Source organism: Rhodococcus sp. YL-1, from assembly GCF_001942025.1.
Taxonomy (GTDB): Bacteria; Actinomycetota; Actinomycetes; order Mycobacteriales; family Mycobacteriaceae; genus Rhodococcus_F; species Rhodococcus_F qingshengii.
Window position 1 is genome coordinate 215,491 of sequence record NZ_CP017299.1, and the last position, 15,275, is coordinate 230,765.

Annotated in this window: 12 protein-coding genes; 6 read left to right on the top strand and 6 right to left on the bottom strand. The window is 62.2% G+C overall.

Features of this window, described 5'->3' with window-relative positions; genetic code table 11:
- Positions 1 to 20: 20 nt before the first annotated feature.
- The 5 genes from BH682_RS01050 to BH682_RS01070 form a co-directional block, all read right to left on the bottom strand.
- The gene (locus BH682_RS01050; RefSeq protein WP_003945407.1) at positions 21 to 839 is read right to left on the bottom strand and encodes an ESX secretion-associated protein EspG; all 819 of its coding nucleotides are present in this window, start codon (positions 837 to 839) and stop codon (positions 21 to 23) included.
- Positions 839 to 2,080 (bottom strand): PPE domain-containing protein, encoded by a 1,242-nt coding sequence (locus BH682_RS01055; RefSeq protein ID WP_075831790.1) that lies wholly within the window; start codon positions 2,078 to 2,080, stop codon positions 839 to 841. The genes BH682_RS01050 and BH682_RS01055 overlap by 1 nt, the downstream gene beginning before the upstream one ends.
- 60 nt (positions 2,081 to 2,140) lie before the next feature.
- The gene (locus BH682_RS01060) at positions 2,141 to 2,440 is read right to left on the bottom strand and encodes a PE domain-containing protein (protein WP_063315263.1); all 300 of its coding nucleotides are present in this window, start codon (positions 2,438 to 2,440) and stop codon (positions 2,141 to 2,143) included.
- A 134-nt stretch (positions 2,441 to 2,574) separates the two neighbouring features.
- On the bottom strand, positions 2,575 to 2,925 hold the full coding sequence (locus BH682_RS01065; protein ID WP_007736028.1) for a metallopeptidase family protein: 351 nt from the start codon (positions 2,923 to 2,925) through the stop codon (positions 2,575 to 2,577).
- 3 nt (positions 2,926 to 2,928) lie between these two features.
- Positions 2,929 to 4,035, bottom strand: a complete 1,107-nt coding sequence (locus BH682_RS01070) for a septum formation family protein (RefSeq protein ID WP_003945397.1) — start codon at positions 4,033 to 4,035, stop codon at positions 2,929 to 2,931.
- Positions 4,036 to 4,105: 70 nt separating this feature from the next.
- On the opposite strand from BH682_RS01070, the gene BH682_RS01075 reads away from it, so the two are divergent.
- The 4 genes from BH682_RS01075 to BH682_RS35645 all read left to right on the top strand — a co-directional run bounded on the left by BH682_RS01075 (position 4,106) and on the right by BH682_RS35645 (position 12,828).
- Entirely contained in the window at positions 4,106 to 4,501 is a 396-nt protein-coding gene (locus tag BH682_RS01075) for an ankyrin repeat domain-containing protein (RefSeq protein WP_003945404.1), read from the top strand.
- Between the two features lie 65 nt (positions 4,502 to 4,566).
- The gene (gene serS / locus BH682_RS01080; RefSeq protein WP_007736032.1) at positions 4,567 to 5,820 is read left to right on the top strand and encodes a serine--tRNA ligase; all 1,254 of its coding nucleotides are present in this window, start codon (positions 4,567 to 4,569) and stop codon (positions 5,818 to 5,820) included.
- 363 nt (positions 5,821 to 6,183) lie between these two features.
- A complete protein-coding gene (locus tag BH682_RS01085; protein ID WP_198174631.1) occupies positions 6,184 to 9,102 on the top strand; it encodes an Ig-like domain-containing protein in 2,919 nt (972 codons plus the stop codon).
- 252 nt (positions 9,103 to 9,354) lie between these two features.
- Positions 9,355 to 12,828 (top strand): beta strand repeat-containing protein, encoded by a 3,474-nt coding sequence (locus tag BH682_RS35645; RefSeq protein WP_157127646.1) that lies wholly within the window; start codon positions 9,355 to 9,357, stop codon positions 12,826 to 12,828.
- 10 nt (positions 12,829 to 12,838) lie between these two features.
- Here the strand turns inward: BH682_RS35645 and BH682_RS01105 are convergent, their stop codons facing one another.
- A complete protein-coding gene (locus BH682_RS01105) occupies positions 12,839 to 13,678 on the bottom strand; it encodes a hypothetical protein (RefSeq protein WP_075831794.1) in 840 nt (279 codons plus the stop codon).
- A 93-nt stretch (positions 13,679 to 13,771) separates the two neighbouring features.
- Between BH682_RS01105 and BH682_RS01110 the strand changes: the two genes are divergently transcribed.
- On the top strand, positions 13,772 to 14,527 hold the full coding sequence (locus BH682_RS01110; protein ID WP_003943903.1) for a lysophospholipid acyltransferase family protein: 756 nt from the start codon (positions 13,772 to 13,774) through the stop codon (positions 14,525 to 14,527).
- Between the two features lie 3 nt (positions 14,528 to 14,530).
- Positions 14,531 to 15,265 carry a lysophospholipid acyltransferase family protein gene (locus tag BH682_RS01115; protein WP_075831796.1) on the top strand — a complete coding sequence of 245 codons (735 nt, stop codon included), beginning with the start codon at positions 14,531 to 14,533 and terminating at the stop codon, positions 15,263 to 15,265.
- The last annotated feature ends 10 nt before the right edge of the window (positions 15,266 to 15,275 follow it).

Here is a 15,275-nt window from a genome sequence, read left to right on the forward strand (position 1 = left end):
GTTGAAGGGACGCCCCGAGGTTACCCGGAAGTCTCCGGCGCCGATTCCTCGAGTTCAGTTACCAGAGCGTTCACGGCTTGTCGGAGGCGATGGGATGTTCCGGAACTGATGGACGTCCATTCGGTGCCGTCGGCGGCCCGAGTGGTCGAACCGACCAGCCGACCCGACAAGGTGTCGTACACAGTCACTGCGCCGGTCATGAGCGTCGTCGCTCCCAAACTGTGTGGTATTCCGACCAATTCGGCGAAGGCGGTGCATGTGACGATTGCGCTACCCAGTTGGCGCGCGTCGTCTTCGGGTATTCCGGCGTTGATCAAGGCCGAGGTTACGCTGCCTGCATCCGGGCCGGCGCCGAATGCCAGGCTGAGCATCTCGGTCGGTGCGTTGATCACGGCAATCGGCATTGCTTCGGCGCTGCCGAGCGCGGTGACAACGGGTGCAGTCGGTTCGGCGGTGACGCTGCGCAATGCGAACGAAGAATCAGTTGAAGTCGCTTCGACACAAAGGAATTCGCCCTGCGCGACGCAGAGGCGTGAAATGCTTCCGCCGACATGCCGACGCAGCGCCAACTCCCACTTGGGGTGGGTCAGGACGCGCAGGCGGGCACTGAGGTCGTGATGGATCTCCCCGCCGGGGAGGAGATCGCGCTCGGAGAGTGAATCTGCCGCGGACTGCATCGCCGTACGGTGAGCGCTCGCACTACCGTGAACCGTCGCGCCACCGAGAACCACGGGAAGCGCATCGAGTCCGAGTCGCTCACGTACATAGTCGATTTCGTCCTGTGACAGGGCGACGACAGGTAAATTCCACCCCTCAGGTGAGGTGCCGAGGTCCACCATCAATGCTCTGCAGTTTCGAGTGCGCCACCGATCACGGACGGGATGACTGTTCGGCCGTCGGCGAAGTGCTCGAAGTGCTTCAGGTAATCGGGTGTGTCGTGCTCGGTCTCGTCTTCAGATTGGGCCGCATGACGGCCGCCGGCGATCGGCGCAGATCCGCCTGCGGTTCGGGCCGGATCCACCTTGACGGTATCCGCGGTGCCCTGAACCGGCGAGGTCACGGGGTTCTGGCGCGTGGCGCTCTGGCCGGTGGAGGGATCAGGAAGAGCGTGCCGACCGGTGCTGCTGCTGCTCGACGACGAGCCCGCGATTGCTCCGACTCCTGTAGTCGCGGATGCTGCGCTGACCTGTGCCGGTGCCTGGCTTGCCGACGGGGTGCCGAACAGTGATGGTGTGGAAGCGCCGAGTCTTGCGCCGCCGAGTCCGGTGAGTCGTGCTCCTGCCGTCGCGAGAGCTGATGCGGCAGTGGTGGCGCCTGTGACTGCGGTGGTGGTGGCGCTGGCTGCGGTGGCAACTCCACCGGAGATGGCACCGGCCTGTGAGGCAGAGGCGGCAAATACCGGGTTGGAAACTACGGATGCGACAGCAGCGGTGGCGGCGCGCACGGGATCCGCGATTGCGTCAGCGAGCGTGGATGCCGCTTGCACGACGGACTGTCGTGCGGCGCTGCCTGGGCTTTCGGCCGAAGCGGATGCCCCAGCTGTGGGTTCCGCGATGGACGGTGGTGAGTCGAAGTTCTGCTGCACGGCCAGATGGGCCGTTGCGGCGTCGTACGTTTCCATTGTCACCGCCGCTCGAATTTTGAGAGCTTCTTCGGCAGCCTCGGCTGCAGCGGCTCCGCCTACCAGCGCCCCGCCGATGGAATACGCGGCGACCTTGGCCGCTTGAACTGCTGCAATCTCGGCCAGGGACGGCATGGCGAGGGTGGCAACCGTGTACGAACCGGACTGCACCTGGGCCTTACCTGCAGTTTCTCCCGCGAGCAACGCGGCAGCAGCAGCCCATTCCTGAAACGGCGCGAACTTGCTCAATGCGGCATCCGCTGCTTCTCCGGACCACCCGGTGCGAAGGTCCGCCATCACGCGAGAGATTGATGCAGCGGTGTCGTTCAGTCCGGACGACACGGTGGACCAGGCCCCGGCCGCCACGCCGAGAGGGACCGGCCCGGCTCCGGCGACCAGTGCTGCGGAGTTGGGTGCTGCGCCCCGTGGATACCAGATGACGCCGGTGATGCCGACCATTGTTCTTCCCCCCAGGAAGTGTGACTGTGTTGCCGAGTTACCGAGCTCGATTTCTGTCGATCAGATCGGTGCGGCTGCCAGGCTGGACTTGGTGAGCTGGTCTTCGAGCTCGTAGGCAGCTGCATTCTTGCGCAGAGCTGCCGCAGCCGCGGTGAGCTCCTCGATTGCCCGATCGGTGGACGAGGCAAGGCTGCCCGAGATGGTGTTGAAGTAATTTGCCGCGCTACCGGACACTTCTTCGGATCCCGCTGGGAGAACGCGTAGCGTCGGCTGCGCAGTAGAGACGATTCCGCGCAATCGCGTCGCCGCAGACTCGAGTTCCAGTGCGGCGGCAACTAGGGCTTGAGGATCGACGTGCATAGTGCCGAACTCCTTCCTGACCAGGGCGGATAAGTGGTCGGGAGGCCGTGCGCACAGCCGTCGATATCCCCCCGCACATACTTTGATGCCTACCGCCCGCTTTTGGTTCCCCCCGAAATCGGACGACTTTGCCCTCAGCCCCAGCCGAGTTCGTGCAATCTGTCTTCTTCGATGCCGAAGTAGTGCGCGATCTCGTGGATGACGGTCACGGCAACCTCGTGAACAACCTCGTCCTCGGATGCGCAGATGTCGAGTATCGAATCGCGGAAAATAGTGACCGTGTCCGGCAGGTACCCACCGTAATGAGAATCCCGCTCGGTCAGAGCGACGCCCTGATACAAACCGAGCAGCCCCGGTTCTTCTTCGTCACGTGCTTCGACAAGCACCACGACATTGTCGATTGCCTTGGCAAGTTCGGGCGGAATCAGATCGAGCGCCTCGCCGACCAGTTCCTCGAACCGGTCGGGCGTCATAGTTACCGTCATGGCTTACGACGGCGGAGCTGCGCCGGGCAACGGCGTCGGCAACGACCGACCTTCCGGTGCAGCGGGTGGCGGGACCGGAGCGGCGCCGTTGATCAGGATGTCGCCCTTGGCGCTTCCGGTGATCGCGGCAAACCCGCCGGTTTCGACCTCTTTGCCGATCGAACAATTGACTCGGCGGCTGCCGGCCAACCAGCTTTCCAGTGAAATGTTGTCCCAGAACAGTGTCAGCGTCTTGTCGCGAAGCGCGTCTGCGGAACCAAGGTACTCGTTGGACGCCTGAGTGCAGACGCCCTCGAGATAGCGGTCCTGATCTTCGACCGACGGCATTGCGCCCGGGAATTGAGTGCCGAGGTCTATCACCGAAATAACCTCGTATGCATGCGGTTTCGCGCAATCGACCGGATCGGTCGGGAGGTTCTGGTTGATGCCGATGCACGTGCCGACGTCCCACACGTTCGACTGGTCCTGGTCCGCCACGCGGCCTACGAACGGTTGTAGCTCGCCGGTCGTGGTCGAGAACTGCAACCCGCAACGCAGTGCGCGTTCACCCGAAGCCCAACCCGATTCACTCGGGAACATCAAGCCGACGCTGAACTTGCCTTTGGGATCGAATTTCGAATCGAGGTAGGACATGACGATGGGTGTGCAGTGCTCGTCGCGGAGTTCGGCGAACCGAAGGGCGCCCGGGTACCGGGAACCGGGGCCGAACTCGGCGCCGGGGAACACCGAGAGGTCGAGTGGTCCGGCTACCTCGAAGCGGTGTTCAGTTCCGCACTGAACCTTCGACATGTCCGTGCGGTCTCCGCCCGACTCGGTCGCAGGCGTCCAGTTGAGGCAGTCGCCGGCCGCAGCCGCGGTGAAGGCGTCGTCGCGAGTCGATCCCGTCGCTGCGGGACCGCCGCCACTGACACTGACCGAGGACGAGTCGTCCTTGTTCAATCCACCGGAAATCGCGATCGTTGCGATCGCGGCGACCACCGCACCTACCGCCACAGCAGCCAGGACCCGACGGGTGCGACTCGCGGAGACAGTTTTCTTCGCCGGCGTCCCCTGGGGATCGGCCGGATCTGGCGACTTCTCGATCTTGTCTTCGGACATCGATTCCATCATGCCTGTTGCCGTGGCGATATCGAACCTTCGCTACAAAACTCACAATCGCGTCTGTGAGTATTTTGTAGTCATGAGCGAAAACACCCCACTCGATCCCGAGGCTGTCGAGCTGGCGGGCCGGCTCTTCGACATGGCACGAACCGGTGATGCAGCCGGGCTGGCGTCGTACGTCGATGCCGGAGTTCCCGTCAATCTGACCAACGAGAGTGGCGACACGCTCGTCATGTTGGCGGCGTACCACGGTCACGCTGACGCCGTCGTTGCCCTGATCGAGCGCGGCGCCGACGTCAACCGGCCCAACGACAAGAACCAGACGCCCCTTGCCGGGGCGGTCTTCAAGGGCGAGGATGCGGTGGTGAAAGCGCTGGTGAGCGGGGGAGCCGACCCGAAAGGTGGACACCCGACGGCGGTCGACGCGGCTCGGATGTTCGGACGCGAGGACTACCTGAGTCTGCTCGAATCGTGATCTCTCCCTCTCCGACGTGGACGTGACCGTCGGAGAGCTGCAGTGAGTGGGTAAAGTTCGAAGTCGTGATTGACCTCAAGTTTCTCCGTGAGAACCCCGAAATCGTCCGCGAGTCGCAGCGCACCCGTGGAGAAGATCCAGGACTGGTCGACGCTCTGCTCGAAGCCGACGCGTCCCGACGCGCTGCCGTTCTGACCGGAGACAACCTCCGTGCAGAGCAGAAGGCCTTCGGCAAGAAGGTCGGACAGGCATCTCCGGAGGAGCGTCCCGCACTGCTCGAAGGTTCCAAGGAACTGGCGGCAAAGGTCAAGGAAGCCGAGGCCGCGCAGCACGAGGCGCAGGCCGCGCTCGACGCCGCACACCGCGCGATTTCCAACGTCGTACAAGAAGGTGCGCCGGCGGGCGGCGAGGACGATTACATCGTTCTCGAACACGTCGGTGAGATTCCGAAGTTCGACTTCGAGCCGAAGGATCACCTCGAGCTGGGCGAGTCGCTCGGCCTGATCGACATGGAACGCGGCGCCAAGGTTTCGGGTTCGCGCTTCTACTTCATGACCGGCTACGGGGCCATGCTCCAGCTCGGACTGCTGCAGTTGGCTGCGCAGAAGGCGATCGCCAACGGATTCACGATGATGATTCCGCCGGTGCTCGTACGCCCGGAAATCATGGCCGGTACCGGCTTCCTCGGTGCTCACTCGGACGAGATCTACCACTTGCAGGATGACGACCTGTACCTCGTCGGAACTTCCGAGGTACCCATGGCCGGCTACCACTCGGGCGAGATCCTCGAACTGAACGAAGGCCCGAAGCGCTACGCCGGTTGGTCCTCGTGCTTCCGCCGCGAGGCCGGAAGCTACGGCAAGGACACCCGCGGCATCATCCGTGTCCATCAGTTCGACAAGGTCGAGATGTTCACGTACTGCCGTCCCGAGGACGCCGACGCCGAACACCAGCGTCTCCTAGGGTGGGAGCGAGACATGTTGGCAGCCATCGACGTTCCGTACCGCGTGATCGACGTCGCCGGCGGAGACCTCGGTTCTTCGGCTGCGCGTAAGTTCGACTGCGAGGCATGGGTCCCGACGCAGGGCACTTACCGCGAGCTGACATCGACGTCCAACTGCACGACGTTCCAGGCCCGCCGCCTCGGAGTTCGGTACCGCGACGAGAACGGCAAGCCGCAGACGGCCGCCACTCTCAACGGCACCTTGGCTACGACGCGCTGGATCGTGTCGATTCTCGAGAACCATCAGCAGGCCGACGGCTCGGTGCGAGTGCCCGAGGCATTGGTGCCGTTTGTCGGCACGGATGTGCTTCGCTGACACGCTGAACCAACACAATCAGGGCCGCGACGGACTCCGTCGCGGCCCTTTTCGTACTTTCGTACTGGTAGGTTTGGAACTTTTTCTGAACTGACGAAATATCAAATTTTTCCCGCCGATTGGCGCGGTGACCACCAAAAGCGTTGTCGATGGGCCGCTTTGGCGATAGTTTTGCGTTCAATCGAGTTTCCATACCCTGCTTTTCCATCTCGCGTCTGGTGATACGAGGGTGAGTCCGGGGTGAATTGGACAAGTGTCTTGCCAAAAGTAGTACACGTACTAGTTTTTTCGTTATGTTGTGACGGCGCGCACACGTTTTGTCCGAATCCACTGCTCATGTTTGCCCTTCCGAAGGAAGTGCCCATGCCCCAAATCTCTCAGTTGCGGCGATTCGCCGTGCCCATAACCGGAACCGCCATGGTCGCCGGAATGCTGCTGGTCGGGTCCCCAGCCTCAGCAGTTCAAAGCCAATTCAACTTCTCTACCTCATGCCAGGCGAAAGCACTCATCACTGTCGACAAAGTAACTACGAGTTTTGTCACCGTGGATGCCCCCACATCAGTTGCTCCGGGTGAAACCTTCACTATCCGAATGCAATCCAATGGACAGTCTTTTCCGAACTCGGATTCGGGCGCCACAACAACCAATTTGTCGCGCTTGAAGAACGATTTCGATGTCCCGGCAAATGCCACCTTCATCAGTGCGGCGATCGTGCCCGGAACCTCGTTCAACTTGGAGAACGTCGCTCCCAGTGTCATCCGCATCAACGAGGCTGGAAGCCCTGACGCGGCGGGTCCATATCTCCGAATCTCGGGTAACAACGAGGTGATCGGAAACAGTCCCAGTACCAGCACGAACAGTGAGGGTGGGATCCGCGCACCCAAGACGAAAAAGAACCTCGACGGGAGCACCAACACCAACGGTGACAGTTGGTTCAGGATGCCTGCAATCGATATTACGATGATCGCCGGCGCATCCGGTGTGATTCAGCCGAAGGTCAGAACTGCCGGTGACGCTGCTACATACGGCAACGACAAAAATTTCAATACACAGCTTGCGAAAGCGAGTCTCCTCGGCACGCAATGGGCTCCGACCAGATGCACGCCTCGAGATGCGAAGGGTAGCGCTCTCAACGCTGGTGCAGGTCCACTCGCGACGATCAGCATTGCTTCGGCTCCGGTGGATGTCGAGACCACGACGTCACTCTCGGTTCCGGCTACTGCCATCACAGGTACGGCGGTTGATCTGACGGCGACGGTTGCTCCGAACAATGCTGTCGGCACGGTGCAGTTCAAGTCGAACGGCACGGCGATCGGCTCACCGGTGACGGTGAGTGGCGGTGTTGCGACTCTGTCGCACGCGTTCGATGCTGCTGGTGCACAGAGTGTTACGGCTGACTTCACTGCTGGTGCAGGGTTTGTGAGTTCGTCGGCGCCTGCTCAGACGGTGACCGTTTCTGATCCGGCTCCGGTGGATGTGGAGACGACGACGTCGTTGTCGGTTCCGGCGACTGCCGTCACGGGTACGGCGGTTAATCTGACGGCGACGGTTGCTCCGAATACTGCTGTCGGTACGGTGCAGTTCAAGTCGAACGGCACGGCAATCGGCTCCCCGGTCACGGTGACTGGCGGTGTTGCGACTCTGTCGCACGCGTTCGATGCTGCTGGCGCTCAAAGCGTTACGGCTGACTTCACCGCTGGTGCAGGGTTCGTCAGCTCGTCGGCGCCTGCTCAGACGGTGACCGTTTCTGATCCGGCTCCGGTGGATGTCGAGACGACGACGTCGTTGTCGGTTCCGGCGACTGCCGTCACGGGTACCGCTGTTGATCTGAGCGCGACGGTTGCTCCGAACAACGCTGTCGGCACGGTGCAGTTCAAGTCGAACGGCACGGCAATCGGCTCCCCGGTCACGGTGACTGGCGGTGTTGCGACTCTGTCGCACGCGTTCGATGCTGCTGGCGCTCAAAGCGTTACGGCTGACTTCACTGCTGGTGCAGGGTTTGTGAGTTCGTCGGCATCGGCTCAGACGGTGACCGTTTCTGATCCGGCTCCGGTGGATGTCGAGACCACGACGTCACTCTCGGTTCCGGCGACGGCGATCACGGGTACGGCGGTTGATCTGACCGCGACGGTTGCTCCGAACAACGCTGTCGGTACGGTGCAGTTCAAGTCGAACGGCACTGCAATCGGCACTCCGGTCACGGTGACTGGTGGTGTTGCGACATTGAGCCATGCGTTCGATGCTGCTGGCGCTCAAAGCGTTACGGCTGACTTCACTGCTGGTGCAGGGTTTGTGAGTTCGTCGGCGTCGGCTCAGACGGTGACCGTTTCTGATCCGGCTCCGGTGGATGTGGAAACGACGACGTCGTTGTCGGTTCCGGCGACGGCGATCACGGGCAGCGCGGTTGATCTGACCGCGACGGTTGCTCCGAACAACGCTGTCGGTACGGTGCAGTTCAAGTCGAACGGCACGGCCATTGGTTCACCGGTGACAGTCACGTCGGGTGTTGCGACGCTCTCGCATTCGTTCGATGTTGCTGGTGCTCAAAGCGTTACGGCTGACTTCACCGCCGGTGCTGGCTTCGTGAGTTCGTCGGCGCCTGCTCAGACGGTGACGGTGTCTGATCCGGCTCCGGTCGACAAGGCGACAAAGACGGTGCTGAGTGTTCAGGGTGAAGCCAAGGTCGGACTGCCTGTTGATCTCTTCGCGACAGTGTCCGAAGATCCCTCGGACGCCCTGGTGCCTTCCGGCGGAACGGTCCAGTTCAAGATCGGTGGAGTCGATCTGGGCGCCCCGGTCGCGGTTGTTGACGGAGTTGCCAAGCTCCCGCACGTCTTCGGAGCAGAAGGCACCTTTGCAGTCTCGGCTGTATTCAGTGGATCCGGTGTGTTCACGTCGTCCACTGCGGAGTCTGTCGACGTCAATGTCACGGTTCCGACCCCGTCGGATGTCGAAAGCTCTACGTCGTTGACGGCTCCGTCCTCGGCAAAGGTCGGCACGGCGGTGCAGCTGAAGGCTGTGGTCAGTTCTTCCGGCGCGACGTCGGGAACCGTCCAGTTCTTCGACGGAACGACTCCGATCGGAACTGCCGTTGATGTTGTCGGTGGGCAGGCCGTGCTGAGCCACACCTTCACCACGACCGGCAACCATTCGATCACCGCGGTCTACAGCGGAGCCCAGGGCGTCACGGGTTCCACGTCGACTGCATCGGTTGTGAACGTCGGTAACGGGGGTGGTGGCTCCGGTTCGCTCGGTTCGCTGTCGCTGCCGTTCGGTTCATGATTCTCCGATGATGTGATGCCCCCTTGCGCCCATAGGTGCAAGGGGGCATTGCTCTTCGGGAATCGCGGATTGGTCGTTAGCTGAACTATTGGCAATTCGTGAATATTTGTCTGAAAGAACTGATACAAGTACTACTTTTGACGGGTACTGTACGAGCGTCCAGCTCCATTCCGATTTCCGCTCTGTTCGAGTGACCTCCTTCCGTGCGGTTCCCGATCCACGTCTGTTGCTAGCTGAGGAGAGTTCGTGTTGGTGAGAAGAAGTTCCGCGGTCGTGGTGGCGGCGTTGGTCGGTGGCGTGCTGGTGGCAGGTGGCGTTGCTTCGGCAGCTCCGACGTCATCTCCCGCGGTGGAGAACTCGATCGGGTTCAAGCTGGGTTGCGATGGTTATGAACATCTGGCTGTTGATATCGCGGATGTGTTTCATTCGACGGGTGTGACGGTGTCTGCACCGGAGAAGGTGGTGGCGGGGTCGACGTTCACCTATCGGGTTCAGCCGAACGTGATGTCGGTGCCGACGGGTGGGCATGCAGGCCGCAGTGTCGGTAAATGGACGCGGCTCAAGTACGACTTCGATATACCTGCAGGGGTGTCGTTGGTGGATGCTCAGGTCGTGGCAGGTACTTCGTCGAATTTGTCCGGTGTAACTCCGTCGGTGATTCGGATCAACGACGGCGGTTCGCCGGATGGCGCGGGTACGCATCTGCGTATTTCGGGGAACAATCAGACTGCTGACTCGAACAACAAGGGCGGTAACGGCCCGAGCACGAGCAAGAACAGTGACGGTGGAATCGAGGTAGGGGCAGGGAAGACCTTCCGGTTGCCCGCGATCGACGTGACGGTGGTTGCCGGTGCCGCGGGTAGTACGGTGCAGCCGAAGTTGCGTGCCACAGATGGTGATTCGGGTGCGTTCAATTCGCCGAAGAATGCGTTCACGTTCTTGCAGTACGAGACCCTTTGGCCGGGGTACTGGGAGCGCTACAACTGCTCTCCGCGCGATTCGAGTAGTGGTGGGTTGAATGCGGGTGGTCAGACATTGGCCACCGTCAACGTCGTCTCGCAGGCGGCGACCTCGACCACAGTGACATCCGGCGCGGCTGCAACGGTCGGTCAGTCGACCGATTTGGTTGCGCAGGTCTCCCCGGCACCGACAGGCGGCACCGTTCAGTTCAAGGATGGCGGAACTGACATCGGCGCCCCGGTGGCCGTCGTCAATGGCGTTGCCACACTGCCACATACATTCACCGCGGCAGGCGATCACTCCATCACCGCTGTATACGACGGTGTTCTCGAGTTTCTGACATCCACGTCACCAGCACGCACAGTGAGCGTGGCCGCTGCCGATGTACAGACGACTGCGTCGTTGACAGTCCCGAGTAGTGCCGTCGAGCAGACCTCGGTCGCGCTGACCGCAAACATCTCACCGGCAGCTAACGGCGGAACGGTCCAGTTCAAGGACGGTGGCATCGACATCGGCGGACCGATCGCGGTGACTGGCGGAGCGGCGACCCTGGATCACACGTTCACCACGACGGGATCACACTCGATCACTGCGGTCTACTCAGGTACTGCAGGTTTTGGTGGTTCGACCGCGCAAGCTCAGACCATCGAGATCTCGAGCTCAGCGCTGAGTACGACTACAACGCTTCAAGTTCCGGCTACGGCGGTCACGGGTACGGCCGTAGATCTGACCGCTACCGTCGCTCCGAACAACGCTGTCGGCACGGTGCAGTTCAAGTCGAACGGCACTTCAATCGGTTCACCGGTGACAGTCTCCGCGGGTGTTGCGACATTGAGCCATTCGTTCGATGCTGCTGGTGCTCAGAGTGTTACGGCTGACTTCACCGCCGGTGCTGGCTTTGTGAGTTCGTCGGCGCCTGCTCAGACGGTGACGGTGTCTGATCCGGCTCCGGTGGATGTGGAGACGACGACGTCGTTGTCGATTCCGGCGACTGCCATCACGGGTACGACTGTTGATCTGACCGCGACGGTTGCTCCGAACAATGCTGTGGGTTCGGTGCAGTTCAAGTCGAACGGTGCGGCGATCGGCTCGCCGGTGACAGTCTCCGCGGGTGTTGCGACATTGAGCCATTCGTTCGATGCTGCTGGTGCTCAGAGTGTTACGGCTGACTTCACTGCTGGTGCAGGGTTTGTGAGTTCGTCGGCGCCTGCTCAGACGGTGACGGTGTCTGATCCGGCTCCGGTGGATGTGGTGACGACGACGTCGCTGTCGATTCCGGCGACTGCCATCACGGGTACGGCCGTAGATCTGACCGCTACCGTCGCTCCGAACAACGCTGTCGGCACGGTGCAGTTCAAGTCGAACAACACTGCGATCGGTTCACCGGTTGCAGTTGCGTCAGGTGTCGCGACGCTGTCGCATGCATTCGATACTGCTGGTGCACAAAGTGTTACGGCTGACTTCACTGCCGGTGCAGGGTTTGTCAGCTCGTCGGCGCCTGCTCAGGCGGTGACGGTGTCGGATCCGGCTCCGGTGGATGTGGTGACGACGACGTCGTTGTCGGTTCCCGCGACTGCCATCACGGGCACGGCTGTTGATCTGACCGCGACGGTTGCTCCGAACAATGCTGTCGGTACGGTGCAGTTCAAGTCGAATGGCACTGCGATCGGCACTCCGGTGGCAGTCACGTCGGGTGTTGCGACGCTCTCGCATTCCTTCGATACTGCTGGTGCTCAGAGTGTTACGGCTGACTTCACTGCCGGTGCAGGGTTTGTGAGTTCGTCGGCGTCGGCTCACACGGTGACGGTCTCTGATCCGGCTCCAGTGGATGTCGAGACGACGACGTCGCTCTCGGTTCCGGCTACGGCGGTTACGGGTACGGCGGTAGATCTGACCGCTACCGTGGCTCCGAACAACGTTGTGGGTTCGGTGCAGTTCAAGTCGAACGGTGCGGCGATCGGTTCCCCGGTAACGGTTTCCGGTGGGACCGCGACGCTCTCGCATTCCTTCGATGCCGCTGGCGCGCAGAGCATTACCGCGGATTTCACGGCTGGTGCCGGATTCAAGAACTCGGTTGCGAGTGCGAAGTCAGTTCAGGTCAGTGTTGCCGACCAGGAATCCGTCGTCGAACTGAATATTCCGACCGACGCCAAAACTGGTGTGGCGACCGACTTGTGGGCAAACGTCCGAACGTCGTCGGATGATGCTGTCGGCGTCGGAACCGTGCAGTTCTACGACGGTGGGGTCGCGATCGGCGGTCCTGAAGCGGTTACGGTCGGCGCTGCCGGCCTGACGCATTCGTTTACCTCTGCGGGTGCGCACAGCATCACTGCGGTCTATTCGGGAGGAGCCGGTGTAGTCGGATCCTCGGCCCAGGCGCGGACGGTGAATGTAACGGACCCTGCGCCTTCGGATGTCACCACGGAGACTGTGGTGACGGTGCCTGGTGATGCCGTGGTGAACAAGTCGGTGACCCTGTCGGCGACTGTCAGTTCGGTGCAGAACGGTGGAACGGTGCAGTTCATGGATGGGGATACTCCGATCGGTGACGCTGTTGCAGTGGTCAACGGGATCGCGGCGCTGAACCACACCTTCACCACAACCGGCACGCATTCGATTTCGGCAATCTACAGTGGCGCAGCCGGATTCACAGGCTCCACCTCGACGGCCCACGCAATTCAGGTCAAGGCTGCAACCGGTGGTGGCACGGGCAGCCTCGGTTCAGGCAGCGCTGGCTCGAGCGATTTCCTTCCCTTCGGTTCCTGACCGAAGCAGTTCAGGTCGCGGCCCCGAGGCAATATCCCTCGGGGCCGATCGACAGGGTGAACTGCATCGAGCGCGAGTTACCGGTTCCGTCGCTGACGGGCAGGGTGACACGGACGTAGTCGCCGCGAACCGGACTGACTGTTGCAGCGTCGGCGTCGAAAGACTTGATACCGGCCAGCTGATTCGGATCGAGCTTGAGAGGCGGCTGGCCGGTTGCGCCGGTGCCGTCCGGATCCCACGGGCTGTTGCCGGGGCAGATCAGTGGATAGAACGTCTCGACGTCGCGGGTATTGACCGGCCGTCCCGTGGCGCGTGAGAGAAACCTGACGACGGCGTGGGAAGCGTCGGCCGCGGTGTAGAAGTTTGATTGCCCCGCAGGGAAGACGAACGGGCACGCATAGCCGGAAGCGATCTCCGAGCGCTTGGCGGCGACGGAGAGTCCGCCGCCGCTCCAGGTGACCGCGTACTGGCCGTCGACGCCTGGTGCGGCGATGGCCGTCAAGATGGCGGGAACATCCGAGTATCGGTCGGCGATCGTTGTGGGCGGCATCGTCCAGCATGCGTTCGTGAGCGCGTCCACGTCCAAGGACACCAGGTCCGTTGCCCAAGCTGCCAAGGCCGGCGCAGCAGCCGGATTGCCGGGCACGTCACCAACCGGAGGTGGCGCGACCGGCGCAGCGGGCGCAATTGTCGTCGTGGGTGCGAGAGTGGTTGTCGTCGTGGTTTCAGTCGTCGGCGGAGACGGTTCGTCCGTCAGGATTCCCGTCCGTCCGTCGTCCTCACATGCGGTTATCGCCAACGTCATGGCGAGTGCGACTGCCCCCACTGCCGCTCGTCCTGCCGACTTCATTCGTTCGTACGCCCCTTTTGCGACATTCTGACCAACATCCACCCCAGAACTGCTGCGGGTCAGATCACGGATTCCCGTCTACGCTAGCGAACTGTGGATCCCGTTTACAGAACAGTCATCGGCATCGCCCGTACCGTCTTCGCTTTCGAGGGCCTGAAGTTCTCCGTCAAGGGAGAGCAGAACATCCCGGCGTCCGGTGGCGCCGTGATCGCGATCAACCACACCGGGTACATGGACTTCACGTATGCGGGACTGCCGGCACGGACCCCGAAGCGCTACATCCGGTTCATGGCCAAGAAAGAGGTCTTCGACAACAAGATCTCCGGACCGATCATGCGGGCCCTCAAGCACATCCCGGTCGACCGCGGCGCGGGCGCCGACTCCTACAAGGCGGCCGTAGATTTCCTGAAGCGCGGCGAATTGGTGGGCGTGTACCCCGAAGCCACGATCAGTCGGAGCTTCGAGATCAAGGAATTCAAGTCCGGCGCCGCTCGGATGGCGATCGAGGCGGGCGTCCCGATCGTTCCCGTCGTCATTTGGGGCGCTCAGCGCGTGTGGACGAAGGGTTATCCGAAGCGTTTGGGCCGCACCAACACTCCCATCTCCATTGCCGTCGGCGAGCCGATTGCACCTTTCGAGCCGGCGAGTGAGCTGACGGCGAAGCTGCGGTCGACGATGCAGGAGTTGCTGCTCGATCTGCAGAAGAACTACGACCATCCCGCCGGCGAGTACTGGGTGCCGGCTCGCCTCGGTGGCAGCGCGCCGACGCTCGAGCAGGCCGACAAGATGGATGCCGATGAGGCCGAGGCGAAAGCCAAGGCTCGCGAGGCGCGGAAGTCCGAAGGCTGACCGATGTCCTTCGAACCCGTTTACACCGCTGTCGAGGTAGTCGCGCGTGGTCTGAGCGGTTTCCAGGGCGTGAAAGTCACCCGCACCGGGACGGAGCACGTCCCGGTGTCCGGCGGTGCCGTCATCGCGATCAACCACACGAGCTACCTCGATTTCATACCGGCGGCCCTGGCGGTCGGTACCGCGAAACGCAAGCTCAGGGTGATGGCAAAGGCCGAGTTGGCGGACAACAAGGTCCTCGGCTTCCTCATGCGTGGATGCGGTGTCATCGAAGTCGATCGCGCTGCCGGAGCGCAGGCGTATCGAGCCGGAGTCGACGCCCTGAAACGGGGCGAACTGGTGGGCGTCTACCCGGAGGCGACGATCAGCCGGAGCTTCGAGATCAAGGAAATGAAATCCGGAGCAGCTCGGATGGCCATCGACGCCGGCGTTCCGATAATTCCGCTGATCGTCTGGGGCGCCCAGCGGATCGTCACCAAGGGCGGACCGAAAAATCTGGGCCGCAATCATTTCCCGATCTCGGTGGAGGTGGGTGCACCGATCGATCCGGTCGAGCCCGCCGAAGCGTTGAGCGAGATTCTGCGCATCGAGATGGATGCAATCCTGCGCCACGTGCAGGACGGGTTCGTGCACGAGCCCGGGGCGTACTGGGTGCCTCGTCGACTCGGCGGTGGCGCACCGACGCCGGAGGAAGCTGCGGCCATGGACGCACAGGAACGCGCGAAGCGGGCGCGCTGAGCGAGACCGT